Source organism: Streptomyces plumbidurans, assembly GCF_019857225.1.
Lineage (GTDB): Bacteria > Actinomycetota > Actinomycetes > Streptomycetales > Streptomycetaceae > Streptomyces > Streptomyces plumbidurans.
The window spans coordinates 64,422-90,988 of the sequence record NZ_JAFJSY010000009.1 but is presented as its reverse complement, the minus strand read 5'-3'; the positions used below and the strand labels follow the sequence as shown (position 1 = coordinate 90,988).

General features: G+C 70.5%; 27 protein-coding genes. 9 read left to right on the top strand and 18 right to left on the bottom strand.

The features are described from left to right. Positions 1-99: 99 nt before the first annotated feature. Positions 100-966 carry a hypothetical protein gene (locus JYK17_RS07635; protein WP_108008747.1) on the top strand — a complete coding sequence of 289 codons (867 nt, stop codon included), beginning with the start codon at positions 100-102 and terminating at the stop codon, positions 964-966. A 21-nt stretch (positions 967-987) separates the two neighbouring features. Here JYK17_RS07635 and JYK17_RS07630 read toward each other — a convergent pair whose 3' ends face one another. After that, positions 988-3,381, bottom strand: coding sequence for an HAD-IC family P-type ATPase (locus tag JYK17_RS07630; RefSeq protein WP_108008745.1), 2,394 nt, complete (start codon positions 3,379-3,381; stop codon positions 988-990). A 95-nt stretch (positions 3,382-3,476) separates the two neighbouring features. After that, the gene (locus JYK17_RS07625; protein ID WP_222810077.1) at positions 3,477-3,755 is read right to left on the bottom strand and encodes a DUF2530 domain-containing protein; all 279 of its coding nucleotides are present in this window, start codon (positions 3,753-3,755) and stop codon (positions 3,477-3,479) included. A gap of 119 nt (positions 3,756-3,874) precedes the next feature. Between JYK17_RS07625 and JYK17_RS07620 the strand changes: the two genes are divergently transcribed. Beyond that, positions 3,875-5,326, top strand: a complete 1,452-nt coding sequence (locus JYK17_RS07620; protein ID WP_108008741.1) for an NCS2 family permease — start codon at positions 3,875-3,877, stop codon at positions 5,324-5,326. Between the two features lie 9 nt (positions 5,327-5,335). On the opposite strand, the gene JYK17_RS07615 is transcribed toward JYK17_RS07620, so the two are convergent. Further along, positions 5,336-5,524: a ribbon-helix-helix protein, CopG family gene (locus tag JYK17_RS07615; RefSeq protein WP_108008739.1), complete on the bottom strand. Its 189-nt coding sequence runs from the start codon at positions 5,522-5,524 to the stop codon at positions 5,336-5,338. A gap of 146 nt (positions 5,525-5,670) precedes the next feature. Here JYK17_RS07615 and JYK17_RS07610 point away from each other — a divergent pair, with 146 nt between their 5' ends. Beyond that, on the top strand, positions 5,671-6,108 hold the full coding sequence (locus tag JYK17_RS07610) for a MarR family winged helix-turn-helix transcriptional regulator (protein ID WP_108008737.1): 438 nt from the start codon (positions 5,671-5,673) through the stop codon (positions 6,106-6,108). A gap of 23 nt (positions 6,109-6,131) precedes the next feature. Further along, positions 6,132-7,490 carry an MFS transporter gene (locus JYK17_RS07605; protein ID WP_108008735.1) on the top strand — a complete coding sequence of 453 codons (1,359 nt, stop codon included), beginning with the start codon at positions 6,132-6,134 and terminating at the stop codon, positions 7,488-7,490. A 25-nt stretch (positions 7,491-7,515) separates the two neighbouring features. Here JYK17_RS07605 and JYK17_RS07600 read toward each other — a convergent pair whose 3' ends face one another. Further along, positions 7,516-8,103 (bottom strand): Uma2 family endonuclease, encoded by a 588-nt coding sequence (locus JYK17_RS07600; protein ID WP_222810076.1) that lies wholly within the window; start codon positions 8,101-8,103, stop codon positions 7,516-7,518. Between the two features lie 116 nt (positions 8,104-8,219). On the opposite strand from JYK17_RS07600, the gene thpR reads away from it, so the two are divergent. After that, positions 8,220-8,792, top strand: a complete 573-nt coding sequence (gene thpR / locus JYK17_RS07595) for an RNA 2',3'-cyclic phosphodiesterase (RefSeq protein WP_108008731.1) — start codon at positions 8,220-8,222, stop codon at positions 8,790-8,792. Positions 8,793-8,924: 132 nt separating this feature from the next. On the opposite strand, the gene JYK17_RS07590 is transcribed toward thpR, so the two are convergent. The 3 genes from JYK17_RS07590 to JYK17_RS07580 all read right to left on the bottom strand — a co-directional run bounded on the left by JYK17_RS07590 (position 8,925) and on the right by JYK17_RS07580 (position 11,331). Beyond that, positions 8,925-9,917, bottom strand: coding sequence for an aldo/keto reductase (locus JYK17_RS07590; RefSeq protein WP_108008729.1), 993 nt, complete (start codon positions 9,915-9,917; stop codon positions 8,925-8,927). Between the two features lie 54 nt (positions 9,918-9,971). Next, on the bottom strand, positions 9,972-10,559 hold the full coding sequence (locus tag JYK17_RS07585; RefSeq protein ID WP_108008727.1) for a Uma2 family endonuclease: 588 nt from the start codon (positions 10,557-10,559) through the stop codon (positions 9,972-9,974). An 88-nt stretch (positions 10,560-10,647) separates the two neighbouring features. Next, positions 10,648-11,331, bottom strand: coding sequence for a GDSL-type esterase/lipase family protein (locus tag JYK17_RS07580; protein ID WP_108008725.1), 684 nt, complete (start codon positions 11,329-11,331; stop codon positions 10,648-10,650). Positions 11,332-11,456: 125 nt separating this feature from the next. Between JYK17_RS07580 and JYK17_RS07575 the strand changes: the two genes are divergently transcribed. Continuing rightward, the gene (locus tag JYK17_RS07575; protein ID WP_222810075.1) at positions 11,457-12,446 is read left to right on the top strand and encodes a WD40 repeat domain-containing protein; all 990 of its coding nucleotides are present in this window, start codon (positions 11,457-11,459) and stop codon (positions 12,444-12,446) included. On the opposite strand, the gene JYK17_RS07570 is transcribed toward JYK17_RS07575, so the two are convergent. From JYK17_RS07570 to JYK17_RS07535, 8 genes are all read right to left on the bottom strand, one after another. Further along, a complete protein-coding gene (locus JYK17_RS07570) occupies positions 12,443-13,258 on the bottom strand; it encodes an acyl carrier protein (RefSeq protein WP_108008721.1) in 816 nt (271 codons plus the stop codon). The genes JYK17_RS07575 and JYK17_RS07570 overlap by 4 nt on opposite strands. Positions 13,259-13,548: 290 nt before the next feature. Next, on the bottom strand, positions 13,549-14,667 hold the full coding sequence (serC, locus tag JYK17_RS07565; protein WP_108008719.1) for a phosphoserine transaminase: 1,119 nt from the start codon (positions 14,665-14,667) through the stop codon (positions 13,549-13,551). An 85-nt stretch (positions 14,668-14,752) separates the two neighbouring features. Then, positions 14,753-15,997, bottom strand: coding sequence for a cytochrome P450 family protein (locus JYK17_RS07560; protein ID WP_108008717.1), 1,245 nt, complete (start codon positions 15,995-15,997; stop codon positions 14,753-14,755). 22 nt (positions 15,998-16,019) lie between these two features. Further along, entirely contained in the window at positions 16,020-17,228 is a 1,209-nt protein-coding gene (locus JYK17_RS07555) for a cytochrome P450 (RefSeq protein ID WP_108008715.1), read from the bottom strand. Then, complete coding sequence (locus JYK17_RS07550) at positions 17,225-17,371, bottom strand: hypothetical protein (protein WP_181362381.1); 147 nt, start codon at positions 17,369-17,371, stop codon at positions 17,225-17,227. The genes JYK17_RS07555 and JYK17_RS07550 overlap by 4 nt, the downstream gene beginning before the upstream one ends. Beyond that, complete coding sequence (locus JYK17_RS07545; RefSeq protein ID WP_108008713.1) at positions 17,352-17,705, bottom strand: DUF742 domain-containing protein; 354 nt, start codon at positions 17,703-17,705, stop codon at positions 17,352-17,354. The genes JYK17_RS07550 and JYK17_RS07545 overlap by 20 nt, the downstream gene beginning before the upstream one ends. Beyond that, positions 17,702-18,109 carry a roadblock/LC7 domain-containing protein gene (locus tag JYK17_RS07540; protein WP_108008711.1) on the bottom strand — a complete coding sequence of 136 codons (408 nt, stop codon included), beginning with the start codon at positions 18,107-18,109 and terminating at the stop codon, positions 17,702-17,704. The genes JYK17_RS07545 and JYK17_RS07540 overlap by 4 nt, the downstream gene beginning before the upstream one ends. Then, positions 18,106-19,908, bottom strand: coding sequence for an ATP-binding protein (locus JYK17_RS07535; RefSeq protein ID WP_222810074.1), 1,803 nt, complete (start codon positions 19,906-19,908; stop codon positions 18,106-18,108). Before JYK17_RS07535 ends, JYK17_RS07540 begins: the two co-directional genes overlap by 4 nt. Before the next feature lie 287 nt (positions 19,909-20,195). Here JYK17_RS07535 and JYK17_RS07530 point away from each other — a divergent pair, with 287 nt between their 5' ends. After that, positions 20,196-23,066 carry an FAD-binding and (Fe-S)-binding domain-containing protein gene (locus JYK17_RS07530; protein WP_222810073.1) on the top strand — a complete coding sequence of 957 codons (2,871 nt, stop codon included), beginning with the start codon at positions 20,196-20,198 and terminating at the stop codon, positions 23,064-23,066. A 128-nt stretch (positions 23,067-23,194) separates the two neighbouring features. Further along, positions 23,195-24,133 carry an EamA family transporter gene (locus tag JYK17_RS07525; RefSeq protein ID WP_108008705.1) on the top strand — a complete coding sequence of 313 codons (939 nt, stop codon included), beginning with the start codon at positions 23,195-23,197 and terminating at the stop codon, positions 24,131-24,133. Positions 24,134-24,164: 31 nt separating this feature from the next. On the opposite strand, the gene JYK17_RS07520 is transcribed toward JYK17_RS07525, so the two are convergent. Next, a complete protein-coding gene (locus JYK17_RS07520) occupies positions 24,165-24,905 on the bottom strand; it encodes a class I SAM-dependent DNA methyltransferase (RefSeq protein WP_222810072.1) in 741 nt (246 codons plus the stop codon). Positions 24,906-24,951: 46 nt separating this feature from the next. Between JYK17_RS07520 and JYK17_RS07515 the strand changes: the two genes are divergently transcribed. Next, positions 24,952-25,314: a DUF6247 family protein gene (locus tag JYK17_RS07515; protein ID WP_108008701.1), complete on the top strand. Its 363-nt coding sequence runs from the start codon at positions 24,952-24,954 to the stop codon at positions 25,312-25,314. 155 nt (positions 25,315-25,469) lie between these two features. Here JYK17_RS07515 and JYK17_RS07510 read toward each other — a convergent pair whose 3' ends face one another. Together JYK17_RS07510 and JYK17_RS07505 are read right to left on the bottom strand one after the other, a co-directional pair. Next, positions 25,470-25,760, bottom strand: coding sequence for a DUF397 domain-containing protein (locus tag JYK17_RS07510; RefSeq protein ID WP_108008699.1), 291 nt, complete (start codon positions 25,758-25,760; stop codon positions 25,470-25,472). After that, positions 25,720-26,559 carry a helix-turn-helix domain-containing protein gene (locus JYK17_RS07505; RefSeq protein WP_128802239.1) on the bottom strand — a complete coding sequence of 280 codons (840 nt, stop codon included), beginning with the start codon at positions 26,557-26,559 and terminating at the stop codon, positions 25,720-25,722. The genes JYK17_RS07510 and JYK17_RS07505 overlap by 41 nt, the downstream gene beginning before the upstream one ends. Positions 26,560-26,567 lie beyond the last annotated feature (8 nt).

Here is a 26,567-nt window from a genome sequence, read left to right as displayed (position 1 = left end):
CACAAATTTTTCACCGGCCGTACAACCATTCGTCTTTGGCGCGCATCTGATGGGTGAGCCAAGAGGCTCACCCATCACTTTCTCCACTTGAGGAAGCACATGCGCATTCGTGCCACTGTGGCCGCCGTCTCCGGCGCCCTGGCTCTCTCCGCCCTGGCCGTGCCGGCCGCGCAGGCCGCCGGTCCGGCGCCGTCGTTCCGGGCCGAGGCCGCGAAGATCCTCGCCGGGCACACCGGCAGGACCGCGTTCAGCACCGCCGACGCCGCGGACCTCGGCGTCACCTTCTCCAACCTCAAGATCGCCTCTGCGGTCAAGGTGGGTACCACCAACCACGTCACCAGCACGATCAGCTACACGCTGACCCACGGTGCGAACTACGACGTCAACTCCGACGACTTCGACAGCGGCCCGGTCATCTACAAGGGCTCGATCGACAACCCGGAAGTCCTGATCGGCGGCGAGGCCCCGGCGAGCTGCTCGGTCACCTCGGCCACCACCGCCAAGTGCACCGGCAAGATCGACATCTACCCGGCCGCGGGCGACCTGATCAACTCCGATGCCGGCAAGTGGTCGGCGGGCGCGATCGCGCTGCAGTACAGCTCCGACGACTTCTCGCTGCAGGGCGGCCTCGGCTCGACCCTCGTCCAGCGCTACTCGAAGCTGACGGTCAACGCCGCCCCGGAGCCGGTGAAGAAGGGCAAGACGGTCACCGTCACCGGCAAGCTCTCCCGGGCCAACTGGGAGGACAACGAGTACCACGGTTACGCCACCCAGTCGGTGAAGCTGCAGTTCCGCAAGAAGAGCTCCAGCACGTACACCACGCTGAAGACCATCAAGACCAGCTCGACCGGCACGCTGAAGACGACGACCACGGCGACGGTCGACGGCTACTTCCGCTACAGCTTCGCGGGGACGAGCACGACCCCGGCCGTGAGCGCGGCGGGCGACTACGTCGACGTTCAGTAAACCCCGCTCCCCGAAGGGGAGTCAGGCGGGAAAGCGGCGGTCGACCAGTCTCCACAGGACTTCCAGGACGGCCGCCGCCACCGCCGCGATGCCGACCGCGAGCCACGGCATCGTGACGCCGACCAGCTTCAGGGCGAAGAAGTGCTGGAGCCACGGCACGGCCAGCACGAACAGGAACGCCACGCCCATCGCGGCGACGAGGGCGAGCCGCCACCAGGTGTAGGGGCGGGCGACGATCGCCAGGACCCACATCGAGATCAGGAACAGCGTCAGGGTCGCCGCGCTGGTCTCCGCGTCCAGCTGGCCCGGTCCGCTGTAGTGGTGACGGGCGATCAGATACGTCACGAAGGTCGCCGTACCGGCCACCACTCCGCCCGGGATCGCGTACCGCATGACCTGCCGTACGAAGTGGGGCCTGGCCCGTTCGTTGTTGGGGGCCAGGGCGAGGAAGAAGGCCGGGACGCCGATCGTCAGGGTCGACAGCAGCGTCAGGTGGCGGGGCAGGAACGGGTACTCCACCTGCCAGCACACCACCAGCAGCGCCATCAGCACCGAGTAGACCGTCTTCACCAGGAACAGGGTGGCGACGCGGGTGATGTTGCCGATGACCCGCCGGCCCTCCGCGACCACCGAGGGCAGGGTCGCGAAGCTGTTGTCGAGCAGCACGATCTGCGCGACCGCCCGGGTGGCCTCCGAGCCCGAGCCCATGGACACGCCGATGTCGGCGTCCTTGAGGGCGAGGACGTCGTTGACCCCGTCACCGGTCATCGCGACCGTGTGCCCGCGCGACTGCAGCGCGCCCACCATGTCCCGCTTCTGCTGTGGGGTCACCCGCCCGAACACCGTGCCCTCCTCCAGCGCCCGCGCCATCGGGTCGGGCTCCTCGGGAAGCCGGCGGGCGTCGATGGTCGTGCCGGTCAGGCCCAGCTTCGCGGCCACCGCGCCCACGGACACCGCGTTGTCGCCGGAGATGACCTTGGCGCTCACGTCCTGCTCGGCGAAGTAGCGCAGGGTGTCGGCGGCGTCGGGCCGCAGCCGCTGTTCGAGGACGACGAGCGCCGTGGGCCGGGCGCCGCGGGTGGGCTCGGGGTCGTCGAGGTCGCGCTGGGCGCGGGCGAGCAGCAGCACGCGCAGGCCCTGTTCGTTCAGGCGCGCGGTCTCCGTGACGGCCGGGTCGTCCTCGGCCAGCAGCACATCGGGCGCCCCCAGCAGCCAGGTGCCGGACTCGCCGTCGCCCTCGCTGAGGGTGGCGCCGCTGTACTTGCGCGCCGAGGAGAAGGGCAGCGACTCGGTGCAGCGCCAGTCCTCGACGTCCGGGTAGGCGTCGATGATCGCCTGGAGCGAGGCGTTGGGCCGCGGGTCGGACTCGCCGAGGGCGCCGAGGACCTTGCGTACGTACGACTCGTCGGCGCCCTGCAGCGGCCTGAGCTCGGTGACGTCCATGCCGCCCTCGGTGAGGGTGCCGGTCTTGTCCAGGCAGACGGTGTCGATGCGGGCGAGGCCCTCGATGGCGGGGAGTTCCTGCACCAGGCACTGTTTGCGGCCGAGCCGGATCACGCCTATCGCGAAGGCGACCGACGTCAGCAGCACCAGCCCCTCGGGGACCATCGGCACGATCCCGCCGACCGTGCGCGCGACCGAGTCCTTGAACCCGTGCTCCTTGACGACCAGTTGGCTGATGACCAGGCCGATCGCGGTCGGGACCATCATCCAGGTCACGTACTTGAGGATGGTCGAGATGCCGGAGCGCAGCTCGGAGTGGACGAGGGTGAAGCGGGATGCCTCCTCGGCCAGTTGGGCGGCGTAGGCCTCGCGGCCCACCCGGGTGGCCTTGAAGGCGCCGCCGCCCGCGACGACGAAGCTGCCCGACATGACGGGGTCGCCGGGCCGTTTGACGACCGGATCGGCCTCGCCGGTGAGCAGCGACTCGTCGATCTCCAGCCCGTCGGTCTCGACGCACACGCCGTCGACCACGGCCTTGTCGCCGGGCCCGATCTCGATCAGATCGTCCAGCACGATCTGCGCGGTGCCGACCTCGGCGGCCACCCCGTCGCGCCGCACGGTGGGCCGCGCCTCCCCGATCACGGCAAGGGAGTCCAGGGTCTTCTTCGCCCGCCACTCCTGGATGATGCCGATGCCGGTGTTGGCGAGGATGACGTAGCCGAAGAGGCTGTCCTGGAACGGCGCGACGAAGAGCATGATCAGCCACAGCAGACCGATGATCGCGTTGAACCGGGTGAGGACGTTCGCCCGGACGATCTCGCCCATCGACCGGCTGCTGCGCACCGGAACGTCGTTGACCTGGCCGCGCGCGACCCGTTCGGCGACCTCGGCCGCGGTCAGTCCGCGCGCCGGGACCGGGAGGGGTACGGGGTGCACAGGGTCGAGCTCGGCGCCCGCGTCGATGTGCGTCATGCATTCGACGGTACGTGCGGATTTGCGGCTTCACCCGCCGAGTGCCCGGAAGATCCGACCTGCGGAGGAGCCCTGTCGTGCGGTGGTAGTACGGGCTACTCGGCCGACCCCGACGCTGCCCCCGACCTCAGTGCCGCGTCCCGCTTGATCGCCGCGTCCCGCTTCCTGACGAACCAGACGCCGTACAGCCCCAGCACGCCGCCGGCCAGGCAGGTCCACAGCCACCAGGTGTGCCCGTGGTCGTCGAACCAGCCGTAGAACGGCAGCTGCACCAGGAAGAGGACGAACCAGACGATCGTGCCGCCGGTGATGGTGGCGACGACGGGCCCTTCGAGGGGCTCCGGTGCCTCGTGCTTCGGTGTCCACTTCGCCATGGGGGACAGCTTACGAGGTGATCAGGTCTACGCGCGGAGATAGCGTCCATGAGACTCATATGTTCATACTGAAACCGTTTGCGTCTGACCCTGTCTGAATCTCCTCGTAGGAACATCCAATGCCCACCTCGGCTCCCGCCAAGGTCCCCGCTCCCGGACAGCCGGGGCAGGCGCCCGCACACGGCGTACTCGACCGCTACTTCAAGATCTCCGAGCGGGGCAGCACACTGTCCCGCGAGGTCCGCGGCGGTTTCGCCACCTTCTTCGCGATGGCCTACATCATCGTGCTGAACCCGATCATCCTGGGCAGCGCGAAGGACATGTACGGGCATCATCTGGACAACGGCCAGCTGGTGACCGCGACCGCGGTGACGGCCGCCTTCACCACGCTGCTCATGGGCGTCGTCGGCAATGTGCCGATCGCGCTGGCCGCCGGGCTCGGGGTGAACTCGGTGGTCGCGCTGCAGCTCGCGCCCCGGATGTCCTGGCCGGACGCGATGGGCATGGTCGTCCTGGCCGGCCTCGTCGTGATGCTGCTGGTGGCCACCGGACTGCGCGAGCGCGTGATGAACGCCGTGCCCTACGGCCTGCGCAAGGCGATCGCCATCGGGATCGGCCTGTTCATCATGCTGATCGGCCTGGTGGACTCCGGCTTCGTCTCCCGTATCCCGGACGCCGCCCAGACCACCGTGCCGCTCCAGCTGGGCGGCGACGGGCATCTCAACGGCTGGCCGGTCCTGGTCTTCATCCTGGGCGCCCTGCTCACCCTCGCGCTGATCGTCCGCAAGGTCCCCGGCGCGATCCTGATCTCGATCGTCGCCATGACGGTCCTCGCGATGATCATCGACGCCGTCGCCACGGTCCCGTCCTGGGGCCTGACCACGCCCAAGTGGCCCGGCAACCCCGTCGCCAACCCGGACTTCGGCCTGATCGGGAACGTCAGCCTCTTCGGCGGGTTCTCCCATGTCGGCGTACTGACCGGCATCCTGTTCGTCTTCACCGTGCTGCTGTCGTGCTTCTTCGACGCGATGGGCACGATCATGGGCGTCAGCGACGAGGCCAAGCTCACCGACGCACAGGGTCAGATGCCCGGCATCAACAGGGTCCTGTTCGTGGACGGCATCGCGGTCGCCGTGGGCGGCGCCAGTTCCTCCTCGGCCACCACCTGCTTCGTGGAGTCGACGGCCGGGGTCGGCGAAGGTGCGCGCACCGGCTTCGCGAACGTCGTCACCGGCGCGCTCTTCGCCGTGGCGCTGTTCCTGACCCCGGTCGCCACGATGGTCCCGTCCCAGGCGGCCACCCCGGCCCTGCTCGCGGTGGGCTTCCTGATCCTGGCCGGCTCGGTCAAGGAGATCGACTGGGCCGACCACACCATCGCGATCCCGGCCTTCGTGACGATGGTGATGATGCCGTTCACCTACTCGATCACCAACGGCATCGGCATGGGCTTCATCACCTTCGTGGTGCTGCGGCTCGTGGCCGGGCGGGCCCGGGAGATCCCGGTGGCGATGTACGTCGTCTCGGCGGTCTTCGCCTTCTACTACCTGATGCCGGCCCTCGGCCTCACGTGAGCCGGGCGCTCACGTGACCCCGTAGAACCGTTCCGTCTCCTCGACGGCGGACTGGAACCGCTCGTCGAAGTCGTCTCGAACGAGCGTCCGGATCACATAGTCCTGGACGCTCATTCCCCTTTTCGAGGCGTGGTCCCGGAGCCGGTCGAGCAGCTCCCCGTCTATCCGCAGGCTGAGCACGCTGGTCCCCATGCACACGAGGGTCGCTGGCGGACTCGGTTCGACGTTCGTTTTCCGTGCTCCACTCACTCGTACGGGTGAAGTCGCGGTTTCAGTGGCCGGAGTCACGGGAATCCACGTGCGCGCCAGCTTGTTTAGAGAGGGTAATGAGTTACTCTAAGTACATGTCGGACCTCACCCATGGCGACGACGCTGCCGCCGTGAACTCCCTACGCTCCGCCGTGATGCGGCTGTCCCGCCGGCTCAAGCACCAGCGGGTCGACGAGTCGCTGAGCCCCACCGAGATGTCGGTGCTGGGCACCCTGGCCCGCTTCGGCACGGCCACCCCGGGCGAACTCGCCCGCAAGGAGCATGTGCAGCCCCCGTCGATGACCCGCATCGTCGCGCTGCTGGAGGCGAAGGGACTGGTCCGGCTGGAGCCGCACCCCGAGGACCGGCGCCAGAAGGTGGTCACCCAGACCGAGCAGGCCGAGGCCATGCTCGCGGAGAGCCGCGCCAAGCGGAACGCCTTCCTGGCGCACCTGGTCGAGGGGCTGGACGAGGACGAGTGGGCGAAACTGCGCGCCGCCGCCCCCGTCCTGGAGAAGCTCGCACATCTGTAACCACACCAAGGAGGCGACCACTTTTGAGTACGGGACCCGGAGCAGACTCCGCCCCCGCACCGACACCTACTACCCCTGACCTTCCCGCCGTTCCCCGCAAGTCCTCGATGTTCTCCTCGCTGAGGATCCGCAACTACCGGCTCTTCTTCGTCGGCCAGGTCGTCTCCAACATCGGCACCTGGATGCAGCGCATCGCCCAGGACTGGCTGGTGCTCAGCCTCACCGGCTCCGCCACCGCCGTCGGCTTCACGACGGCACTGCAGTTCCTGCCGATGCTGCTCTTCGGTCTCTACGGCGGTGTCCTCGTAGACCGGCTGCCCAAGCGCCGGGCGCTGCTGTTCACGCAGGCCGCGATGGGCCTGACCGCGGTCGCGCTCGCGCTGCTGACGCTGACCGGACAGGTCCAGGTCTGGCATGTCTACCTCGCCGCCTTCGCCGTCGGCCTCGCCACGGTCGTGGACAACCCGGCCCGGCAGTCCTTCGTCTCCGAGATGGTCGGCCCGGACCAGCTGCAGAACGCGGTGAGCCTGAACTCCGCCAACTTCCAGTCCGCACGGCTGATCGGCCCCGCCGTCGCGGGCCTGATGATCACCGGTGTGGGCACGGGCTGGGCGTTCCTCTTCAACGGCCTGTCCTTCGTCGCCACCATCGGCGGACTGATGCTGATGCGCTCACGTGAGCTGCATGTCGTCGAGCGCAGGCCGCGCGGCAAGGGCCAGCTTCGGGAGGGCCTGCGGTATGTCGCCGGGCGCTCCGATCTGATCTGGACCATCGTGCTGGTCGGTTTCATCGGGACCTTCGGCTTCAACTTCCCGGTGTATCTCTCCGCCTTCGCCGACGACGTCTTCCATGCCGGCGCCGGGTCCTACAGCCTCTTCAACACGCTGATGGCGGTCGGCTCGCTGGCGGGCGCCCTGCTCGCGGCCCGCCGCGGCACGGCCCGGATGCGGGTGATGATCGCGGCGGCGGTGGCGTTCGGCGGCCTTGAGCTGGTCGCGGCCATGGCGCCGTCGCTGTGGCTGTTCGCCCTGATCATGACGCCGATCGGCATGTTCGGCATGACGGTCAACGTCACCGCCAACACCAGCGTCCAGATGAGCACCGACCCGGCCATGCGCGGCCGCGTGCTGTCCCTCTACATGATGGTGTTCATGGGCGGTACGCCGATCGGCGCGCCGATCGCCGGATGGATCACGGACGCGTACGGCGTCCGCGCGGGCCTTGCCGTGGGCGGCGCGATCTCCCTGGCCGCCGCGGTCGTGGTCGCCCTGGTCCTGGCCCGCGTCGGCAACCTGCGCCTCTCGGTCGGCTGGAACCACGGCCACCCCCACGTCCGCTTCGTCCCGCGGGAGACGCAGGAGCAGCTGGCACCGGCGGCGTGACCGACCGGGGCCGGCCGCGTCGCGCTCAGTCGCGGGGGAAGTCGTCGGTGTGGAGGACGAGGCCGACCGGGGTGCCGGTCAGGTCGATGTCCTCGCCGAAGGGGAAGCGGACCTCGCTGTGGTACTTGCCGTCCTTCGGGAGGGTGTGCAGGTGCCACTCGCCGGTGTACGGGTCCACGATCAAGTAGACCGGTACACCGGCCGCTGCGTAGACGTCCTTCTTCGGGCCGTAGTCGTTGTCCGCCGTGTCCCTTGAAATGACCTCGGTCACGAATTCGATGTCCTGATAGCGCCAGCGGCCCTTGCTGTCCTTGACCGACCTTTCGGCCATCGCCGCGAGGTCGCAGGCGAAGCCGTTCAGATGGCCGGGGAAGTCGATCCGGACGTCCGATGCCAGGCGCTTGCGGGAGTACTTGCCGAGCAACTGCTCGACGAAGGCGACGATGATCTCCCAGTGGCTCTGGCGCTGCGGCGACATGAAGATGTTCCCCCCGACGATCTCGATCTTCGTACCCTCGGGGATGGGCAATTTCTCGAGCCACTCGAACAGGACGTCCAGCGTCAGTTCGTCGCACTCCTCGGCCATCTCGATCCTGTCGTCAAGGACGGACATCGTGGCGCTCCTCCCCGGCCGCACCACGGACAGGTGCAGCCGCGCAGTACAACGATACGCACGGTGACCAGGGCACGGGCGGGCGAACATGCGTCCGGGGGCGAGACTGTGGAGCCATGAGACTTTTCGCGGCCGTGCTGCCGCCCGATGACGTGGTGCGTGAACTTGCCGGGGAAGTGGACCGGTTGCGCGGGCTGCCCGGGGCGGATCGGATGCGCTGGACCGGGCGGGCCGGGTGGCACTTCACGCTCGCGTTCTACGGGGAGGTCGACGACGACGTCGTACCGGAGCTGTCGGCGCGGCTGGAGCGGGCCGCGCGGCGTACCGAGCCGTTCGCGCTCGCCGTGCGCGGTGCGGGGCAGTTCGGGCGCGGGCGGGCGCTGTGGGCGGGGGCGCAGGGCGAGCTGCGGACGCTGCGGCTGCTCGCCGAGCGGGCGGAGGCGGCCGGGCGCAAGGCGGGCGTGCCGATGGGCGAGCACCGGCGCTTCAAGGCGCATCTCACGCTGGCCCGCAGCCGCGACGCGGTGGACGTGCGGCCGTACGTGTCCGCGCTGGAGGACTTCACCGGCCGCACCTGGACGGTGGCCGAGCTGGCGCTCGTACGCAGCAACCTGCCGACGTCGGGTGTCGCGGGGGAGCAGCCGCGCTACGAGGCGGTCGCCCGCTGGGCGCTCGGCGGGGCCGGTTAGGCTCGACCACGTGGACCCGAAGACCCGGAACCGGATCATGGCCGTAGTGCTGGTGCTGTTGTTCGCCGTGGTGGCGTACGCGGCGGCGACGGGAAAGTAGCCGGCCGCCGCCGCGCCGCGCGTCCGCCCGGTCTACCAGGCGAAGGCCTCCGGAGACGGGCCCGGGCCCGGAAAGATCTCCTCCAGACCGGACAGCAGCTCCTCGCTCAGCTCCAGCTCGACCGCGCGCAGGGCGGAGTCGAGCTGCTCGGCGGTGCGCGGGCCGACGATCGGGCCGGTCACCCCCGGCCGGGTCAGCAGCCAGGCCAGAGCGGCCTCACCGGGCTCGATCCCGTGCTTGTCGAGCAGGTCCTCGTACGCCTGGATCTGGGCGCGGATGGTGGTGTTGGCGAGGGCGTCCGCGGCCCGGCCGCTCGCCCGGCGCCCGCCCTCGACCTCCTTCTTGATCACACCGCCCAGCAGCCCGCCGTGCAGCGGCGACCAGGGGATGACCCCGAGCCCGTACTCCTGCGCGGCCGGGATGACCTCCATCTCGGCGCGGCGCTCGGCGAGGTTGTAGAGGCACTGCTCGCTGACGAGGCCGATGGTGCCGCCGCGGCGGGCGGCGATCTCGTTGGCCTGGGCGATCTTGTAGCCGGGGAAGTTGGACGACCCGACGTAGAGGATCTTGCCCTGCTGCACCAGTACGTCGATGGCCTGCCAGATCTCCTCGAAGGGAGTGCTGCGGTCGACGTGGTGGAACTGGTAGACGTCGATGTGGTCGGTCTGCAGCCGCTTGAGGCTGGCGTCGACCGCGCGCCGGATGTTCAGCGCGGAGAGCTTGTCGTGGTTGGGCCAGGCCGCGCCGTCGGCGCCCATGTTGCCGTAGACCTTGGTGGCGAGCACGACCTTGTCGCGCCGGTCACCGCCCTTGGCGAACCAGTTCCCGATGATTTCTTCGGTACGGCCCTTGTTCTCGCCCCAGCCGTACACGTTCGCGGTGTCGAAGAGGTTGATACCGGCGTCCAACGCCGCGTCCATGATCGCGTGGCTGTCGGTCTCGTTCGTCTGCGGCCCGAAGTTCATCGTGCCGAGAACCAGCCGGCCGACCTTGAGTCCCGTGCGTCCCAGTTGCGTGTACTCCATGGTGCACAAGCCAACGTCTTGGAGTGCGCTCTATGCAAGAGGGGTCAGGAGGGGTCAGTCGCGGGGGAAGCCGCTGGTGCTCACGGTCAGGTCGGCCACGGTGCCGGTCAGATCGATGTCGTCGCCGAAGTCCACCCTCGTCCGCGTGACGTAGTCGCCGTTCTTCGGGTCGGTGTAGACGAAGCAGTGGCCCTGGTAGGGGTCGACGATGACATAGAGGGGGAGCTCGGCGGTCGCGTAGGCGGCCTTCTTCGGGCCGTAGTCGTTGGCGGCCGTGCCCTCCGAGATGACCTCGAAGACGAACTGGACGTCCTCGTAGCGCCAGTGGCCCTCGTCGTCCTTCTCGGCGGAGGCGCGGAGTACGGCGACGTCCGGGCAGAGACCGTTCTCATGGCCAGGGAAGTCGATGCGGACGTCCGAGAACACCTTGACGTCCTCCCCGAACCGGGCTTCAACAGCCATTGCGAGCTTGAAGATGATGGCCCAGTGCGTGTCACGCTGCGGTGTCATGAAGACGTTGCCCCCGACGATCTCGACCCTGAATCCTTCGGGGACGGGCATCCGCTCCAGCCGCTCGAACCACTCGTCCAAGCGCTGCGTGTTGACGTCGGCCATGGCGATCCTGTCTTCAAGGACGGTCATCGTGGCGCTACTCCCCGGCCACCCCACGGACGAGTGCAGCCGCGCGGTACAACGATACGCACGGTGACCAGGAGACGCCGCAAATCGGTCAGCTCGATTCAGCCGCGTACGGCTGTCCGACCCCCCACGCCTCCCACATCGCCCCCGCGAACGCCTCCGCGATCTTGTGTTCCCCGCTCGCGTTCGGGTGGGTGCCGTCGTAGGTGTCGAGGTGGATGTCGTACGACGGCGGGGGAGAGGCGAGCAGCAGCGGGGAGCGGGGCTCGTCCAGGTCGGCGAGGGTCTTGGCGAGCAGGACGTTGAAGAGGTCCACCTGGGCGGAGAAGGCCGGGTCGGACGCGGCTCTGACGTTGGGGATCACCGGCAGCACGACCATGCGCACGCGCGGGCGGGCCGCCCTGGCCTCGGCCACGAACCGCCGCACGGTGTCCGCCGTCTGTTCCGCGTTGGTGTAGAAGCCGAGGTCGATCAGGCCCAGCGAGACCATCAGCACGTCGGCGCGGCAGGAGCGCACCGCGTCGCCGATCAGCGGCACCATGTGGTGCCAGCCCTCGCCCCAGCCGGCCAGGTGGCCGCGGGGGAAGTCGGGATCGGCGTACTCGTAGGAGGTCGGCGCGTCCGCCGCCGGGTCGTGCAGCGCCTCCCGCGGGCCGACCAGCGCGAACGGGCCCCCGTAGGTGTCCCGCAGATGGCGCCACATCCGGTAGCGCCAGGTGTGTTCGCCCGCGCTCCCGATCGTCATCGAGTCGCCGACCGGCATGAACCTGAGCATCCGCTCATGATGAACGATCCGCGGGGAATCAATGGGACGGGTGGGGTGTGAGGCCTGCCACGGTGCGGCGCGGCGGGAACCCGGCTCGGTCCGTCAACCGTTCGACGGGATGGCAGGCTTGGGGCATGCGCCGACCCCTCGCTCTTCTCGCCGGAGCCCTGCTCGTGGGCGTGTTCGCCCTGCCCGCCTCCGCCGACGACGGCGACGGCAAGGGGGACCAGGGGTTCAGCATCAAGGACCCCCGCATCACCGAGTCGAGCGGCCTCGCCGCCTCGCACCTGCACCCCGGGATCTACTGGACGCACAACGACAGCGACGACGGCCCGTATCTCTACGCCGTGGACAGCGCGACCGGCAAGACCGTCGCCCGCGTCACCCTCAGCGGCATCGGCTCGCCCCGCGACGTCGAGGCCATCTCCATCGGCCCCGACCACCAGATCTACGTAGGCGACATCGGCGACAACCTCGGCGGCAAGTGGCCGTACGTGTGGATCTACCGGCTGCCCGAGCCGAAGAAGCTCGTCGACCAGACCGTCCGGGCCACGCAGTACGTCGTGAAGTACACCGACGGGGCGCGCAACGCCGAGTCGCTGGTCGTCGACCCGAAGACGGGGCGCGCGTACATCATCGACAAGAACGAGGACGGCGGGCACCTCTACGAAGGCCCCGCCGAGCTCTCCTCCTCGGGCACGAACTACTTCAAGCCCGTCGCCGCCGTCGACCTGTGGGCCACCGACGCCGCGATCTCCCCGGACGGCCGACAGCTCGCCGTCCGGGGCTACTTCGGCGGGATCTACTACGACTGGAACGGCGGGAAGATCAAGCGCAAGGGCCGGCTGAACGTCCCGCTGCAGGGCCAGGGCGAGTCCGTCAGCTATTCCGCCGACGGGACACGCCTCATGTACGGCAGCGAGGGCGACGACAGCCCGGTGCAGGCGGAGGACACGCCGGGCGGCGGGGCCGGAGACGCCAAGTCGCCGTCCGCCGACGGGAGTTCGAGCGCCTCCGACCCCGGCGGCGGCAGCGGGATCGGCCATCTCAAGGTCGGAGCCGTCGCCGTCGCCGTGGCAGCCGCGGTCCTCCTCGGTCTCCGCCGCCTGGTGCGCCGCTCCTAACGTCCGCCGGGCAGCGAGGTGTTGGTGATCGGGAGCTTCTGCTCCGCACCCGCCACGTAGAGGTCCGTCGGGGCCGTGCGCAGGGTGAACGTGTCGTCGTAGCTCGAGACGCGCACGGACAGCACGAAGAAGCCGTCGTCCTCGACGGTCGTCTTCACGTGGGACTCCTGCTCCCAGTAGGTCTGCAGGAAGACCTCGGTGCCCTGCGGCTCGACGCCCTTGGGCAGGGTGACCTTGCCCTGGACGGTGAGGATGTCGCCCGCCTTCACCTTCTTCTTGTTGACCTTGTAACTGACGGAGCTGGACTTGGCGTTCGCGGCCACGGTGGTGTCCGCGAAGTAGCCGTCCTGCGGGGTGTTGAGGTCGCCGTCCTCGTCGTAGAGCGCGGTGATCTGTACGTCGTGCTCGACGTTGAGCAGGCTGCTGCCGGTCACGTGGTCGATGTCGACGTCGGGGATGGTGAACTTCCCGGTGGCGTCGGTGACGGGCTTGCCCAGGTCGCGCGGCTCGTAGTAGTTCGGGTCGATCGGGTCGCCCCACGGGTTCCAGGTGGTGAAGCGGACGACCTCCTGGACGGTGACGGGGATGTTGGGCGCCGGCGTGCCGTCGGCCTTGGTGACGGTGCCGGTGACGTCGACGTGGCGGTTGTCGTAGTCGGTGCTGGTCGGATTGGTGCTCACGGTCAGCACGTAGGCGTCGCCGGGCGCGGCGTCCGAGGACGCCGCCGAGGCGGCAGGCGCGGACAGCGCGCCCGCGGCGAGCAGCAGCGCGGCGGTGGCGGCAACTCGCGCCGACAGGGGCTTGCTGGACATGGGGCAACTCCAACTTCGGTCGGGAGCAAAGGAGTTGCGCCGGACGGCACCGGTTCCGCCACGACGCACCCCGTTCGACCGGCGGTGCGGGGCGGGAGTTGTCCCTTGTGCGTCCGCTGTTACGCGGCTGTGGCGCCCGACCGGTTTGTCCGGGTTGCGGGTTCACCTGGATGTCGGCCGCAGGCCTCCAGGGGGTCTTCTACGACGACAACCGATGGTCTCCTACGACGACGAAAGGGCGCCCAGCGGTTGATCCGCGGGGCGCCCTTTCGTCGTCGTAGCGAAGACTGCTACAGCTTCTCGATCACGTAGTCGACGCACTTCGTCAGGGCCTCGACGTCCGCCGGGTCCACCGCCGGGAACATGGCCACGCGCAGCTGGTTGCGGCCGAGCTTGCGGTAGGGCTCGGTGTCGACGACGCCGTTGGCGCGCAGCACCTTGGCGACGGCGGCCGCGTCCACCTCGTCGCTGAAGTCGATGGTGCCGATGACCTGGGAGCGCTTGGCCGGGTCGGTCACGAACGGCGTCGCGAACTTCACGTCCTCCGCCCAGCCGTACAGCGTGCGCGAGGAGGTCGCCGTGCGGCGCACCGACCAGTCCAGGCCGCCCTGGCCGTTGAGCCACTCCAGCTGCTCGTTGAGCAGGAAGAGGGTGGCGAGGGCAGGGGTGTTGTACGTCTGGTTCTTGCGGGAGTTGTCGATCGCCGTGGGCAGCGAGAAGAACTCCGGGACATGGCGGCCGGAGGCGTGGATCCGCTCGGCGCGCTCGATCGCGGCCGGGGAGAAGACGCCGATCCACAGGCCGCCGTCGGAGGCGAAGGACTTCTGCGGGGCGAAGTAGTAGACGTCCGTCTCGGCGATGTCGACCGGGAGGCCGCCGGCGCCGGAGGTGGCGTCCACGAGGACCAGGGCGCCCTCGTCCGCGCCGGCCACGCGCTTGATCGGCATGGCGACACCGGTCGAGGTCTCGTTGTGCGTGAAGGCGTAGACGTCGACGCCCGCCTCGGCGGCCGGCTCCGGGTGGGTGCCGGGGTCGCTGCTGATGACGGTGGGCTCGGCCAGCCACGGGGCCAGCTTGGATGCCTTGGCGAACTTCGAGCTGAACTCGCCGAAGCTCAGGTGCTGCGACTTGTTCTCGATCAGGCCATGGGTCGCGATGTCCCAGAACGCCGTCGAGCCGCCGTTGCCGAGGATCACCTCGTAGCCCTCGGGCAGCTGGAACAGCTCGGAGATGCCTTCGCGCACCTTGCCGACCAGGTTCTTGACCGGGGCCTGGCGGTGGGACGTGCCGAGGAGGCAGGTACCGGTCGCGGCGAGAGCGTCCAGCGCCTCCGTCCGCACCTTGGAGGGACCCGCGCCGAAACGTCCGTCCGCGGGCTTGATGTCAGCGGGAATCTGAATCTCAGCCACGAGCCGGAGCGTATCCCCTCGGTGAAACCGCACGGAAACGTGTCCGTCCGATGAGACGACTCCTCCGGCCCGTGGACCTGTGCGATCAGACCAGCGGCAACAGCCGCACCGGCAGCTCGAACAGGTCGTTCTGCGTCACCACGGGCTTGTGGCGCAGAGCGGCCGGCGGGACCGCCAGATCGAGCTCCGGGAAGCGGGCGTACAGGGCGGGGAGGGCCACCCCCGCCTCCAGCCGGGACAGCGCGGCGCCGGGGCACACGTGCGGGCCGTGACCGAAGGAGATGTGGCGGTTCTGCGAGGTCCGGGTGATGTCGAAGGCGCCCGCGGTGGGCCCGTGGGCCTGCTCGTCCCGGCCGATCGCGGCGTACGACACGATCAGCGCGTCGCCCGCGGGCAGCACCTTGTTCCCGACCGGGACGTCCTCGGTCGCGAAGCGGATCAGGACGTGCGAGGTGGGGGTGGAGTGGCGCAGGGTCTCCTCGATCACCGCCGACCAGTCCGCCGCGCCGGACAGCACCAGGGCTCGCTGATCCGGGTGACGGGACAGATTGACCACCGCGTTGACGATGAGGGAGATCGTCGTCTCGTGGCCCGCCGCGACCATCAGCTGGAGCGTGGAGACGATCTCCTGGTCGGTGAGGTGGTCGCCGTTCTCCGAGGCCAGGATCAGGGCGGAGGTGAGGTCGTCGCCCGGCTCGGCGCGCTTGGCGGCGACCGTGTCCGCCATGATGCCCGCCAGCTCCGTCAGCGTGGCCAGGACCTCCTCGGGCGGGGTCTGCGTCGAGAAGAACTTCTCGAACAGCTCCTTCAGCCGCGGCAGCCGCGCCTCGTCGATGCCCATCAGGTCGGCGACGACGTACATGGGCAGGGGGTGGGCGAAGGACGCCTTCAAATCCACGACGCCGTCCGCGTCCGCGTCCGCGGGCAGCCGGTCCAGCAGGCTCTCGGTGAACGTGCTGATCCGCTCCCGCATCCGCTCCACCCGGCGCGGGGTGAGCGCCTGCGCGACCAGCGCGCGCAGCCGGCGGTGGTCGGCGCCGTCCACGGTGAGCATGGAGCGGCCCGGGTTGGCGAGCCCGATCAGCGGCCAGTCGGGCGGTATCTCGCCGCGCTGCCAGGCACCCCAGACGTCGATGTCCTTCACCAGGCGCGGATCCGTGAGGAGCTGCTTCGCCTCCGCGTGGTGGGTGACGGCCCAGACGGGGACCCCGCCGGGCAGTTCCACGGCGGCCAGCGGACCCGCGGCGCGCAGCCTCGCGCTCTCGCCGTCCAGGTCGGTGACGAAGGGATCGAGGGCGATACGGGTCTCTTCGGTGCCGGTCGTCGTCATACGGGGATGCCTCCAGGGGGCGTCAGAGCGCGGGGACGGGCGCGAACCGGACGGGCAGCGCGGTCAGACCCCGCAGCCACGGCGAGGGCCGACGCGTCAGGGACTCGGCCGGGACGGCCAGGTCGATGTCGGGCAGGCGGTCCAGTACGACCTCGATGCCGGTGCGCGCGATCACCTCGGCGATCTCCTGCGCGGGGAAGGGACAGCGGTGCTCGCCGTGCCCGAAGGAGAAGTGCGCGCTGTTGCCGCCGGTGAGCGACCCGTCGGTACGCACCTGGGGGTCGGAGTTGGCGCCCTGCAGACCGAGCAGCAACAGATCGCCCGCGCGGATGCGGCGACCGCCGAGCTGGGTGTCGCGGGCGGCCCAGCGGCCGGCCACGTTCTGGGTGGGCGTGTCCTCCCACAGGACCTCGTTCATGGCGTCGGCGACGCTGCTGCGGCCGCCGAACAGGGAGGCCGCGAACCGGTCGTCGGTGAGCATCAGCCGCAGCGAGTTGCCGATCCAGTCGGCGGTGGGCTGGTGGCCCGCCGCCATCATCACCATCAGGTCCTGGGCGATCTCCTCGTCGCTGAAGCCGCCGCGGTCGGCCAGCATCCGCGAGACGACGTCGTCGGCGGGCTCGGCCCTGCGGTCGGCCAGCAACTCGGCCATGGACGTGGCCAGATGGCTCTGCCCGGCGATCGCCCGCTCCCGCCCGTCGATCATGTCGTTCAGGGCGGTCACCAGGCCCGGCCCCTGCTCGTCGGTGAAGCCGTAGAGCCGGGCCAGGACGCGCACGGGCAGCAGCATGGCGTAGTCGGCGATCACGTCCGCCTCGCCGCGGGTGCTGAAGGCGTCGATCAGCTCGTCGGCGAACTTCTCGGCGTGGGCGCGCAGTTCGAAGGGGTTGGCCGCCTCCAGCGCGTCGCTGATCATCGCGGCACGCTCGCGGTGGCGTTCGCCGACCGTGTAGAGGATCGAGGGCTGCTTGCGGCCGATCATCGGCAGCAGCGGCCAGTCGTCGGGGATGCGGTCCCACTGGTTCCACAGGTCGGAATCGCGGCTGAACAGCGCCGGATCGCCGGTGACCTGGTGCAGCTCGCGGTAGCCGAGCACCAGCCAGGCCGGTACGTCGCCGTCGAGCACGACCGGCGTCACGGCACCGTGCTCGCGCCGCATCTCCCGGTACAGCCGCGCCGGATCGGTCTGGAACCGGGGGCCGCCGAGCGGCACCGGCGTGGTGGTGGTCACAGTGCCAACTCCTGTTGTGGGGAAGGGGTCTTGGCCGCGTACTGGTTCCTGACGTGCTCCACCCGGCTGACGTCGTGGACGCCCTCGCCGTTGTCGGCCGAGGCACCCGGCGGGGTGCGCGCGTCAGAGGTTGCGGAGTCCAACGAGCACCTGTGCCAGGACGTCGGGATCGTGGACACCCGAAGCGGGCTTCTTCGGGTGGCGGGCGCTGATGCGACCCGCCGCGAGGAGGTCGGAGAGCAGGATCTTGGTGATGCTCACCGGCAGCCTCAGCTCGGCGGCCAGCTCGACGACCGCGGTGGGCCGCTGGGTCAGCCGGAGGATCGCGGCGTGCTCCGACTGCATGCCGGGCACGGGATCGCACTCGGCGACCACGAGGGTCACCAGGTCGAACGGGCTGTCCGGGGCCGAGCGGGCGCGGCCCCCGGTGAGGGTGTACAGGCGGTCGGGTGAGTCGTCCCTGCCGGGGCGGCTCATGAGGTCCGGGGCCGCGCGGTCAGATGGGCGCCGAGCTGTTCCACCAGCTCGCTCATGTTGTGCCCGACCAGCCCGGCGTCCGCGTCCTCGGTGGTCACCACGGCCAGGTGCGCGCCCTCGCCGGCCTCCACGATGAACAGCACCCCGCCGTAGAACTCGGTCATGGCGGAGCGCACTCCTCCGGTGCCGTCGCCGAACTCCATCGAGGCGCCCTGGGACAGCGACTGGATTCCGGCGGCGATCGCGGCGAGCTGGTCGGCCTGGTCGACGGTGAGCTCCGGCGTCCGGCACAGCTTCAGTCCGTCCCGGGACAGCACGAGCGCGTGCCGTGCGCCGGGCGTGCGCTCCAGGAGGCCCTGGATGAGCCAGGTGAGCTTCTCGTCGGCGGTGGTCGTGCCGGTCATGACGTGGAGTTGCCTTCCGGATCCGGGTGCGGGTGCGGGTGCGGGTGGGAGAGGACGGACGGTTCATCGGACGGTTCAGGGGTGAGCGGGGCGGGGTTCTCGGCCGGTGACGACTCGCCCAGGTCCGAGAGCGAACCGCGCACGGCCCGGCGGAAGCTGCTGAAGCGGGCGGCACGGGCGAGGGGGTCGTCCAGGGGGACGGCTGTGGAGTCGGCGCCGGGGCCGGGGATGGCGCCGTGGATGGGGGATTCGGCGGAGTCGGCGGCACGCGCGCGTGCCCGCTCCCGGTCCCGCTCGGCCTCCGCGAGCGCGCGGCCCCGGCGGCGCTTGGGGAGGACCGGCGAGAGGGCGTCGGGTTCGTGGTTGCCGGGCTCGTGGTGGGCGCGGTGCGGGTCGTGGGCGCGGACCTCGTCGGGACCGGCGCCGGGGGCCTGGTCAGGGGTGGAGTGCGGGGTCTCGTACGACCTCTGCGGGTGCTCGTCGACCGGCTCCGGACGGTGGTCGACGGGCTGCTCCGGACGGTCTGCGTCGGGCTGCTCCGGGCGGTCGTCTGCGGCGTGCTCCGGGCGGTCGCCCGAGCGGCTCGGAACTGTGGCAGCGGGCGCCGGACGCTCGGCCGCCGTCTCCGGGAGGGGAAGCGCGTCCTCGGGGCGCGCGGTGTGCTGCTCGGATACGAGGATGTCCTGCGGGACGAGCACCAGGACGCCGGTGCCGCCGCGTGCGGACGGCCGGAAGGAGATCTTGAGGCCGTACTTGCGGGCGAGCCGGCCGACCACCGTGAGGCCGAGACGCGTGCCGCCGAGGCCGCCCAGGCCGGTGTCGTCGCCGGTGACGGCCCGTTCGGCGCGGCGCAGCTGCACCTCGCCCATGACCAGGCCGCTGTCCTCGACGGACACGATGACGCCGGCCGGCACCTCCTCGACGTAGACATGCACCTCGGCGGTGGGCGGCGAGAAGTTCGCGGCGTTGTCGAGGAGTTCGGCGAGCGCGTGCATCACGCCCTCGGCGGCGTGTCCGGCGACGGCGGCCTCGCTGGCGGAGTGCACCCGCACGCGCTGGTAGCCGCTGATGCGGCCCATCGCGCCGCGCAGGATCGACTCCATGGAGATGGGGCGCGCCCAGCGGCGTCCGGAGCGCGCGCCCGCGAGGACGGCGATCGAGTCGGCGAGGCGGCCCGCCTGCGCGGTGCGGTGGTCGAGGTGGAGGAGGTCGGCGAGTACGTCCTCGTCCTCGTGCCGCTCCTCCATGGCCCGCAGGTCGGCGAGCATGCCGGTGGCCAGGGCCTGCATACGGCCCGCCGCGTTGGCGGTCGCCGAGACCGCGGCGGCACGCTCGTGGTCGGCCTTGCGGGCCCGCTCGGCGAGGCGGGCGTTCTCGGCGGTGAGCCGGGCGCGCTCCTGCTCGAACTCGGCGCTCAGCCGCGCGCGTTCCTGGGCGATCTCCGCGTCCGCCCGGGCCCGCTCGTGGGTCAGCTCCTCGGTCAGGCGGACCCGCTCCTGGTCGAACTGCGCGCTCTGGCGGACCCGGTCCTGCAGCAGCCGCCCCGCGTCCTGGCTGACCGCCTCCAGCCGGCGGCGGGCGATCCGGGCCGTACCGAACGCGTGGGCGGCCACGGCGACGGCGACGCACAGCAGCACGGCGCCCGCTCCCGCACCGAGGCCGAGCGGGACGCGGTCGGACGCGGGGGCCAGGGCGACCGCGCCGGCGACGGCGAGCGCGGCCAGGGCGGCCGTGATCAGGGGTGCGGGCGCGACGGTGCGGGCGGTGGGTCGTTCGCCGGACGCGTGGGGGGCGGTCATGAATCGGGTCCTCGGTCGGGGGGCCTCGGTCGTTCTTGATCGGTTCCGCTGTCGTTCCTGGGCGAGAAGCGACACAGGTTGCTCAACTGATCGTCACTATATGGGAGTTCGTCATCAATTTGGGAAGGTTCCGGATCCGTTCACAAGTTCCGCCGACGGCTCGGACCCGAGCGCGTGTACACGGACCCGGTGCCTGTAAAAACACGGATCCCGTGCCTGTGGACACGGACCCGGTGCCTGTGGACAGAGCTGCTGTGACTGTCGGTGCCCGGATGCATGCTGGGGTCATGACGGATCTCGAAGGCGAACTGCGCAGGGCCGTCCGGGGCGACGTCGGCTTCGACGTCACGTCCCGGGCGCTGACCACCATGGACGCGTCCAACTACCGGCGGGTCCCGCTCGGCGTGGTCGCCCCGCGGGACGCCGACGACGTGGCGGCCGTGCTGGCCGTGTGCCGCGAGCGCGGGGTCCCGGTCGTGGCGCGCGGCGGCGGCACCTCGATCGCCGGGCAGGCCACCGGCACCGGCGTGGTCCTGGACTTCACCCGCCACATGAACCGCCTGGTGTCGCTCGACCCCGGGGCGCGCGAGGCCGTCGTACAGCCCGGCCTCGTCCTCGACCGGCTCCAGGAGGCCGCCGCGCCGCACGGGCTCCGCTTCGGCCCCGACCCCTCCACGCACAGCCGGTGCACGCTCGGCGGGATGATCGGCAACAACTCCTGCGGCTCGCACTCGGTGGCCTGGGGCACCACCGCAGACAGCGTGCGCGAGCTGGACGTGGTCACCGCGCGCGGGGCGCGGCTCAGGCTCGGACAGCAGTGGGCGGGCGCGCCGGAGGGCCTGCGGGCCCTCGCCGAGGGGGAGTTGGCGCGGCTGCGGACGGGTTTTCCCGAGCTGCCGCGCCGTATCTCCGGCTACGCGCTGGACGCGCTGCTGCCGGAGAAGGGCGCCGACGTCGCCCGTTCCTTCTGCGGCAGCGAGGGCACCCTCGGAGTGCTCACGCAGGCCGTCGTACGGCTCGTCGAGGCCCCACGCGCTTGTGCCCTGGCCGTGCTGGCCTACGCCGACGAGGCGGCCGCCGCGCAGGCCGCGGCCGGACTGCTGCCCTACGGGCCGCTCACGGTGGAGGGCATGGCGGCCGACCTGGTGCCGTCCACGGCCGCGCTCCCGCGGGGCGGGGCCTGGCTGTTCGTGGAGACGGGAGGCAAGTCGGAGGGCGAGGCACGCGCGCGTGCGGAGGCGATCGTGCGGGCCGCCGACGTCCTCGACTCGCTGATCGTCACCGACCCCGCCGGACAGCGGACGCTGTGGCGCATCCGCGAGGACGCGAGCGGCACCGCGACCCGAATGCCGGACGGCAGCGAGGCGTGGCCGGGCTGGGAGGACTGCGCGGTGCCGCCCGCGCGGCTCGGCGCGTATCTGCGGGACTTCCGCGCCCTGCTGACCTCCCACGGCCTGAAAGGCACTCCGTACGGCCACTTCGGGGACGGCTGCATCCACGTCCGCATCGACTTCGACCTGCTGACCGAGCCGGGCATCGCCCGCTTCCGCCGCTTCTCCGAGGACCTGGCCGAACTGGTCGTCGCACACGGCGGCTCGCTGTCCGGGGAGCACGGGGACGGACAGGCGCGGGCCGAACTGCTGCCGAAGATGTACGGCACGGAGATGGTCGCCCTCTTCGAGCGCGCCAAGGGCGTCTGGGACCCCGACGACCTCCTCAACCCCGGGATCCTGGTGCGCCCTTCACCCCTCGACGCCGACCTCCGCTTCTCCGTCCTGCCCCGCGAACCGGTCGACGTGGTCTTCGGCTACCCCGCGGACGGCGGCGACTTCTCCGCCGCGGTCCGGCGCTGCGTGGGGGTCGCCAAGTGCCGTACGACCTCGGCGGCTGGCTCCTCCGTGATGTGCCCGTCCTTCCGGGCTACCGGCAAGGAGGAGCACTCCACGCGCGGGCGCGCCCGGCTGCTGCACGAGATGCTCGCCGGGGAGCTGGTGACCGACGGCTGGCGGTCGACCGAGGTGCGCGACGCGCTGGATCTGTGCCTGTCCTGCAAGGGGTGCCGCTCCGACTGCCCGGTCGAGGTCGACATGGCCACGTACAAGGCGGAGTTCCTGCACCACCACTACGAGGGCCGACGCCGCCCGGCCGCCCACTACAGCATGGGACGACTGCCGCTCTGGCTGCGCTGGGTGGAGCGCACGCGCACGGCGCCGCTGGTCAACGCCCTTGCTTCCGTACGGCCGTTGGCCGCGCTCGCCAAGCGACTCGGCGGGATCGCGCCCGAGCGGCGCATCCCTCGGGTGGCGACGCAGACGTTCGGCCGCTGGTGGTCCCGGCGGCCCGCCACGTCATCCTCCGGCGGTGACCTGGTGGTGCTGTGGCCGGACACGTTCACCGAGCACCTCTCCCCGGCCGTGGGGCAGGCGGCCGTACGAGTGCTGGAGGCGGCCGGGCTGCGGGTGGCGCTGCCGCCCACGGTGGTGCTCGCGAAGGCGCCCGTGGGCGACGGCCACACGGTCGCCCTGGACCCGCTGTCGCTGCTGCGGGGACGCGGACGGGTGTGCTGCGGCCTGACGTACGTCTCCACGGGCCAGCTGGACCGCGCCCGCACCGTCCTGCGCCGCACCCTGGACCTGATGGACCCGGTCCTGGACACGGGCGCCCCCGTCGTCGTCCTGGAACCGAGCTGCGCCGCCGCCCTGCGCAGCGACCTGCCCGAACTGCTGGCAGACGACCCGCGCGCGGCCCGCCTCGCCGCCGCGGTCGTGACCTTCGCGGAGGCCCTGGAGAAGTACGCCCCGCATTGGAAACCACCGGCCGTGCACCGCCCGGTGACCGGCCAGACCCACTGCCACCAGCACGCGGTCCTGGGAGACGGCTCCGACCGCAGACTGCGCGAAGCAGCCGGCCTCACCGGCGACCTCGCGGGCGGCTGCTGCGGCCTGGCGGGCAACTTCGGCTTCGAGAAGGGCCACTACGAGGTTTCGGCATCCTGCGCGGAGGACCAGCTGCTGCCGGCGGTGCGGGGGGCAGCGGACGGGGCGGTCGTCCTGGCCGACGGCTTCTCCTGCCGGACCCAGCTGGACCAACTGGCGGGGGTGCGGGGGCGGCATCTGGCGGAGGTGTTGGCGGGGGCGCTGGACGAGGAGGGTTCATGAAGTGAGGGGTTCGCGTCCAGCATCCGGGACAGTGGCAAAACTGGTTCACACGCCTGACCGAGTCCATTACCCTGGACTGGACAGTGCATCGTGATGAACGAACCTCGACCCGAGCACCTGGACCGCCCGTGACCACGCCCAGCAGCACCACCACCTCCTCGCCCACCGCGGTGAACGCTCCCGGTGGCCCGGACCGTCGGAACTCGCTCGGCCCGGTCGGGCTGGTGCTCGGGGCCGGGCTCTCGGTGCAGTTCGGTGCGGCGCTGGCCGTGAGCCTGATGCCGAGGGCCGGGGCGCTCGGCGTCGTCACCCTGCGGCTGATCGCCGCGGCCGTCGTCCTGCTGGTGGTCTGCCGCCCGCGGCTGCGCGGCCACTCGCGCGCCGACTGGGGCACCGTCATCGCCTTCGGCACCGTGATGGGCGCGATGAACGGCCTCTTCTACCAGGCGGTGGACCGCATTCCGCTCGGCGCCGCGGTCACCCTGGAGGTCCTCGGCCCGCTCGCCCTGTCCGTCTTCGCCTCCCGCCGCGCCCTCAACGCCGTATGGGCCGCGCTCGCGCTCGGGGGTGTCTTCCTGCTCAGCGGTGGGGTGGGGGGCTTCGGCGACCTCGACATGGTCGGCGTCGCCTTCGCGCTGGGCGCGGGTGCCATGTGGGCGGCGTACATCATCTTCAGCGCGCGTACGGGACGGCGGTTCCCGCAGGCCGACGGGCTCGCCCTGGCCATGGCGGTCGGGGCGCTGCTGATGCTGCCGCTCGGGATCGCGGAATCGGGCTCCAAGCTCGCCGATCCGACGACGATCGCGCTGGGCTCGTCGGTCGCGGTCCTCTCCTCCGTGCTGCCGTACACCTTCGAGCTCATCGCCCTGCGCCGCCTCCCCGCCTCCACCTTCGCGATCATGATGAGCCTGGAGCCCGCTCTCGCGGCGACAGCGGGCTTCCTGGTCCTGGACCAGGCCCTGTCCGCCGTGCAGGCCGCCGCGATCGTCATGGTCATCGCGGCGAGCATGGGGGCGGTGCGGACGCAGGTGGGGCGGGGGAAGGCTTCGCTGCCGCCAGAGGTGTGACCTGCGGTGCGTCGGCCGGGGTCGGTTGGGGTCAGTCGGCGGGCTTCTCCCAGACCGAGACGTGCTGCCGGCTCTCGCTCGTGAAGGGCTCCCGGGTCCAGCCGTCCCACCGGTTCACCAGCCGCATCCCGGCCAGCCGGGCCATGAGGTCCAGCTCCGAGGGCCATACGTAGCGGAAGGGGAAGGCGAGGTATTCGGCGCGGCCGTCCTTGATCCGTACGTGGTGGGAGGTCATCGACTGGGTCGCCACGTCGTACTCGTCGAAGCCGAGGTGTCCCTCGCTGACGTGGAACGGCACCGCTTTCTGCCCGGGCGGCAGCCTGCGCAGGTCGGGTACGCCGACCTCGACGACGAAGCGGCCGCCGGGCTCCAGGTGGGCGGCGACGTTACGGAAGCAGTCGACCTGGGCGTCCTGCGTGGTGAGGTTCGCGATGGTGTTGAACACCAGGTATGCGAGGGAGAACGTGCCCTGTGCCCTGGCCGTGGCGAAGTCCCCGATCGTCACGCCGACCGCGTCCCCGCCGGGCTTGGCCCGCAGCCGCTCCACCATCGCCCGGGACATGTCGATCCCGTGCACCTCGACTCCGCGAGCCGACAGCGGCAAGGCGACCCGCCCCGTACCGACGCCCAGTTCCAGGGCCCGCCCCCCAGCAGCCAGCTCCGCCAGCAGCTCTACGGCCGGTTCCAGTACGTCCGCCGCGAACATCTCCGCCGACGAGTCGTCGTACCCGGCGGCAACGGATTCTCCGAAGTAACCGTCTTCATCAGGCATCGGGCGACGGTACTGCCGGGCTGATGGATGGCGCACCGTAATATCCGTGAGTGTGCACCACACTGGCTCCTCGGCCGAACGGCCGCTGATCCCAACCCCGGAGCGCACTCCGGGTTCGCTGCGTGCCGCGTGCGCCGTAGTGGCCCCGCAGCTCTTGACCTCGTACGACCAGGCCAAGGACCAAGCACTCGCGAACGCCGTGGAACAAGGCTCACTCGGTCCTGTTCATGCCTACCTTGCCCACTGGGCCGCTCTCCTGGAGATCGAGCGGCATCCTGAGACTGCGCGGGCGTATCACCGGGCCGAGTATCTCGCCCAGGTTGCGTCCGCTCCCGACGAGGCACGGGAGTATCTGGTCGAGGCCGCAGCGATCTATCGAGACGCAGCCCAGGCGGTACGCGCGGCGTGACGTGGCACTGCAAGTACGTTCCCGGCTTCCTCGCCGGGGCCGAAGAAGGCTGACGAACCCGTGCGGGCTACCGCAGCGCTGCACCTGCACGGAGCGGCCTGGCAATCGGCGGATGAGGGTGCCAGGCACGCTTTCGTGGCGGGTGGCCTTTTCGTCTATATGGCCACGCCGGTTCCGCTGCCCTGAGCAATGGCTCGGACCCAGCTGGAAAAGGCACCGGCGGACACGGTGAGGGTGCCTCCGGCGGGGTGCTTGGAGTCACGGATGGCTATGTGCGCCGTGAGGTCGGCGACCTCGACGCAATCACCGCCGGTGCCGCCGCTGTAGGAGGCCTTGCGCCACGTTGCGGTGCCGAGGGGGGCGCACTCGACGCACTGGCCGCCGGTGTCGCCGCTGTACGAAGATTTACGCCATATCGCGCCCGACGGGCCGGGGTTCGTTCCCATAACGCTCCTCCATAACGCGGGCGATAAGAGCCGCGGAATCCTCCACGGAGAGCGCTGCGGCCTGGAGTTGATCGTAACGGACCGCCCCTTCCCGGACAGCGTCCGGATTGGCCGTCATGTGCCCCTGGACGAAGTCCTCGGTGTAGATGATGTCGGGGTCCCCGTCGAAGCGCAGGTGGGCGAACGAGCCCATCATCCCTGTGTGCGCGCCTGCCGCGAACGGCAGAACCTGAACCTTCACCCACGGCCGGTTGCGCATGGTCAACAGGTGGGCGAGTTGATTCCGCATGACTCCCCGACCGCCGACCTCTTGGTGCAGCACTGCCTCGCTGAGCACCACCCACGTCGTCGGGGGACGATCCCGGCCCAACACGCGCTGCCGGTCGATCCGCGCAGCCACCTTCGACTCGAGCTCCGTGTCGTCGCGGACACCCAGGACCGCACGGGCATACCCCTCCGTCTGGAGGAGGCCGTCCACCAACTGCGCCTGAAAGGTGGAGATATACCCCGCCCGCGCCTCCATCTCCGCATAAGGCTGAAACCAACTAGGCAACTGACTCCGCAGCACCAACCCCACCAACCGCGAAAACGTCCCACCCGTCCCCAGCGCAGCATCCACCCGCTCCGAGAACTCCCGCGTAGGCACCCGCCCCGTCGTCTCGATCTGCCCGATCAGGGACCCCGTGCAGAACACGATCGAACCGAGCGCCTGCTGGGTCAGCCCCGCTGCCTCCCGAGTACGCCGTAGCTCGTAGCCGTAGTAGTCCAAGGGCGACCCGCTGGGATCAAGTTCGCGCATGTGCACCG

Excerpts from the sequence above, each read along its gene's own strand:
- JYK17_RS07635 (WP_108008747.1), top strand. The coding sequence starts at position 100 with ATGCGCATTCGTGCCACTGTGGCCGCCGTCTCCGGCGCCCTGGCTCTC.
- JYK17_RS07630 (WP_108008745.1), bottom strand. The coding sequence starts at position 3,381 with ATGACGCACATCGACGCGGGCGCCGAGCTCGACCCTGTGCACCCCGTA.
- JYK17_RS07625 (WP_222810077.1), bottom strand. The coding sequence starts at position 3,755 with ATGGCGAAGTGGACACCGAAGCACGAGGCACCGGAGCCCCTCGAAGGG.
- JYK17_RS07620 (WP_108008741.1), top strand. The coding sequence starts at position 3,875 with ATGCCCACCTCGGCTCCCGCCAAGGTCCCCGCTCCCGGACAGCCGGGG.
- JYK17_RS07610 (WP_108008737.1), top strand. The coding sequence starts at position 5,671 with ATGTCGGACCTCACCCATGGCGACGACGCTGCCGCCGTGAACTCCCTA.
- JYK17_RS07600 (WP_222810076.1), bottom strand. The coding sequence starts at position 8,103 with ATGTCCGTCCTTGACGACAGGATCGAGATGGCCGAGGAGTGCGACGAA.
- thpR (WP_108008731.1), top strand. The coding sequence starts at position 8,220 with ATGAGACTTTTCGCGGCCGTGCTGCCGCCCGATGACGTGGTGCGTGAA.
- JYK17_RS07590 (WP_108008729.1), bottom strand. The coding sequence starts at position 9,917 with ATGGAGTACACGCAACTGGGACGCACGGGACTCAAGGTCGGCCGGCTG.
- JYK17_RS07585 (WP_108008727.1), bottom strand. The coding sequence starts at position 10,559 with ATGACCGTCCTTGAAGACAGGATCGCCATGGCCGACGTCAACACGCAG.
- JYK17_RS07580 (WP_108008725.1), bottom strand. The coding sequence starts at position 11,331 with ATGCTCAGGTTCATGCCGGTCGGCGACTCGATGACGATCGGGAGCGCG.
- JYK17_RS07575 (WP_222810075.1), top strand. The coding sequence starts at position 11,457 with ATGCGCCGACCCCTCGCTCTTCTCGCCGGAGCCCTGCTCGTGGGCGTG.
- JYK17_RS07570 (WP_108008721.1), bottom strand. The coding sequence starts at position 13,258 with ATGTCCAGCAAGCCCCTGTCGGCGCGAGTTGCCGCCACCGCCGCGCTG.
- JYK17_RS07560 (WP_108008717.1), bottom strand. The coding sequence starts at position 15,997 with ATGACGACGACCGGCACCGAAGAGACCCGTATCGCCCTCGATCCCTTC.
- JYK17_RS07545 (WP_108008713.1), bottom strand. The coding sequence starts at position 17,705 with ATGAGCCGCCCCGGCAGGGACGACTCACCCGACCGCCTGTACACCCTC.
- JYK17_RS07540 (WP_108008711.1), bottom strand. The coding sequence starts at position 18,109 with ATGACCGGCACGACCACCGCCGACGAGAAGCTCACCTGGCTCATCCAG.
- JYK17_RS07535 (WP_222810074.1), bottom strand. The coding sequence starts at position 19,908 with ATGACCGCCCCCCACGCGTCCGGCGAACGACCCACCGCCCGCACCGTC.
- JYK17_RS07530 (WP_222810073.1), top strand. The coding sequence starts at position 20,196 with ATGACGGATCTCGAAGGCGAACTGCGCAGGGCCGTCCGGGGCGACGTC.
- JYK17_RS07520 (WP_222810072.1), bottom strand. The coding sequence starts at position 24,905 with ATGCCTGATGAAGACGGTTACTTCGGAGAATCCGTTGCCGCCGGGTAC.
- JYK17_RS07510 (WP_108008699.1), bottom strand. The coding sequence starts at position 25,760 with ATGGGAACGAACCCCGGCCCGTCGGGCGCGATATGGCGTAAATCTTCG.
- JYK17_RS07505 (WP_128802239.1), bottom strand. The coding sequence starts at position 26,559 with ATGCGCGAACTTGATCCCAGCGGGTCGCCCTTGGACTACTACGGCTAC.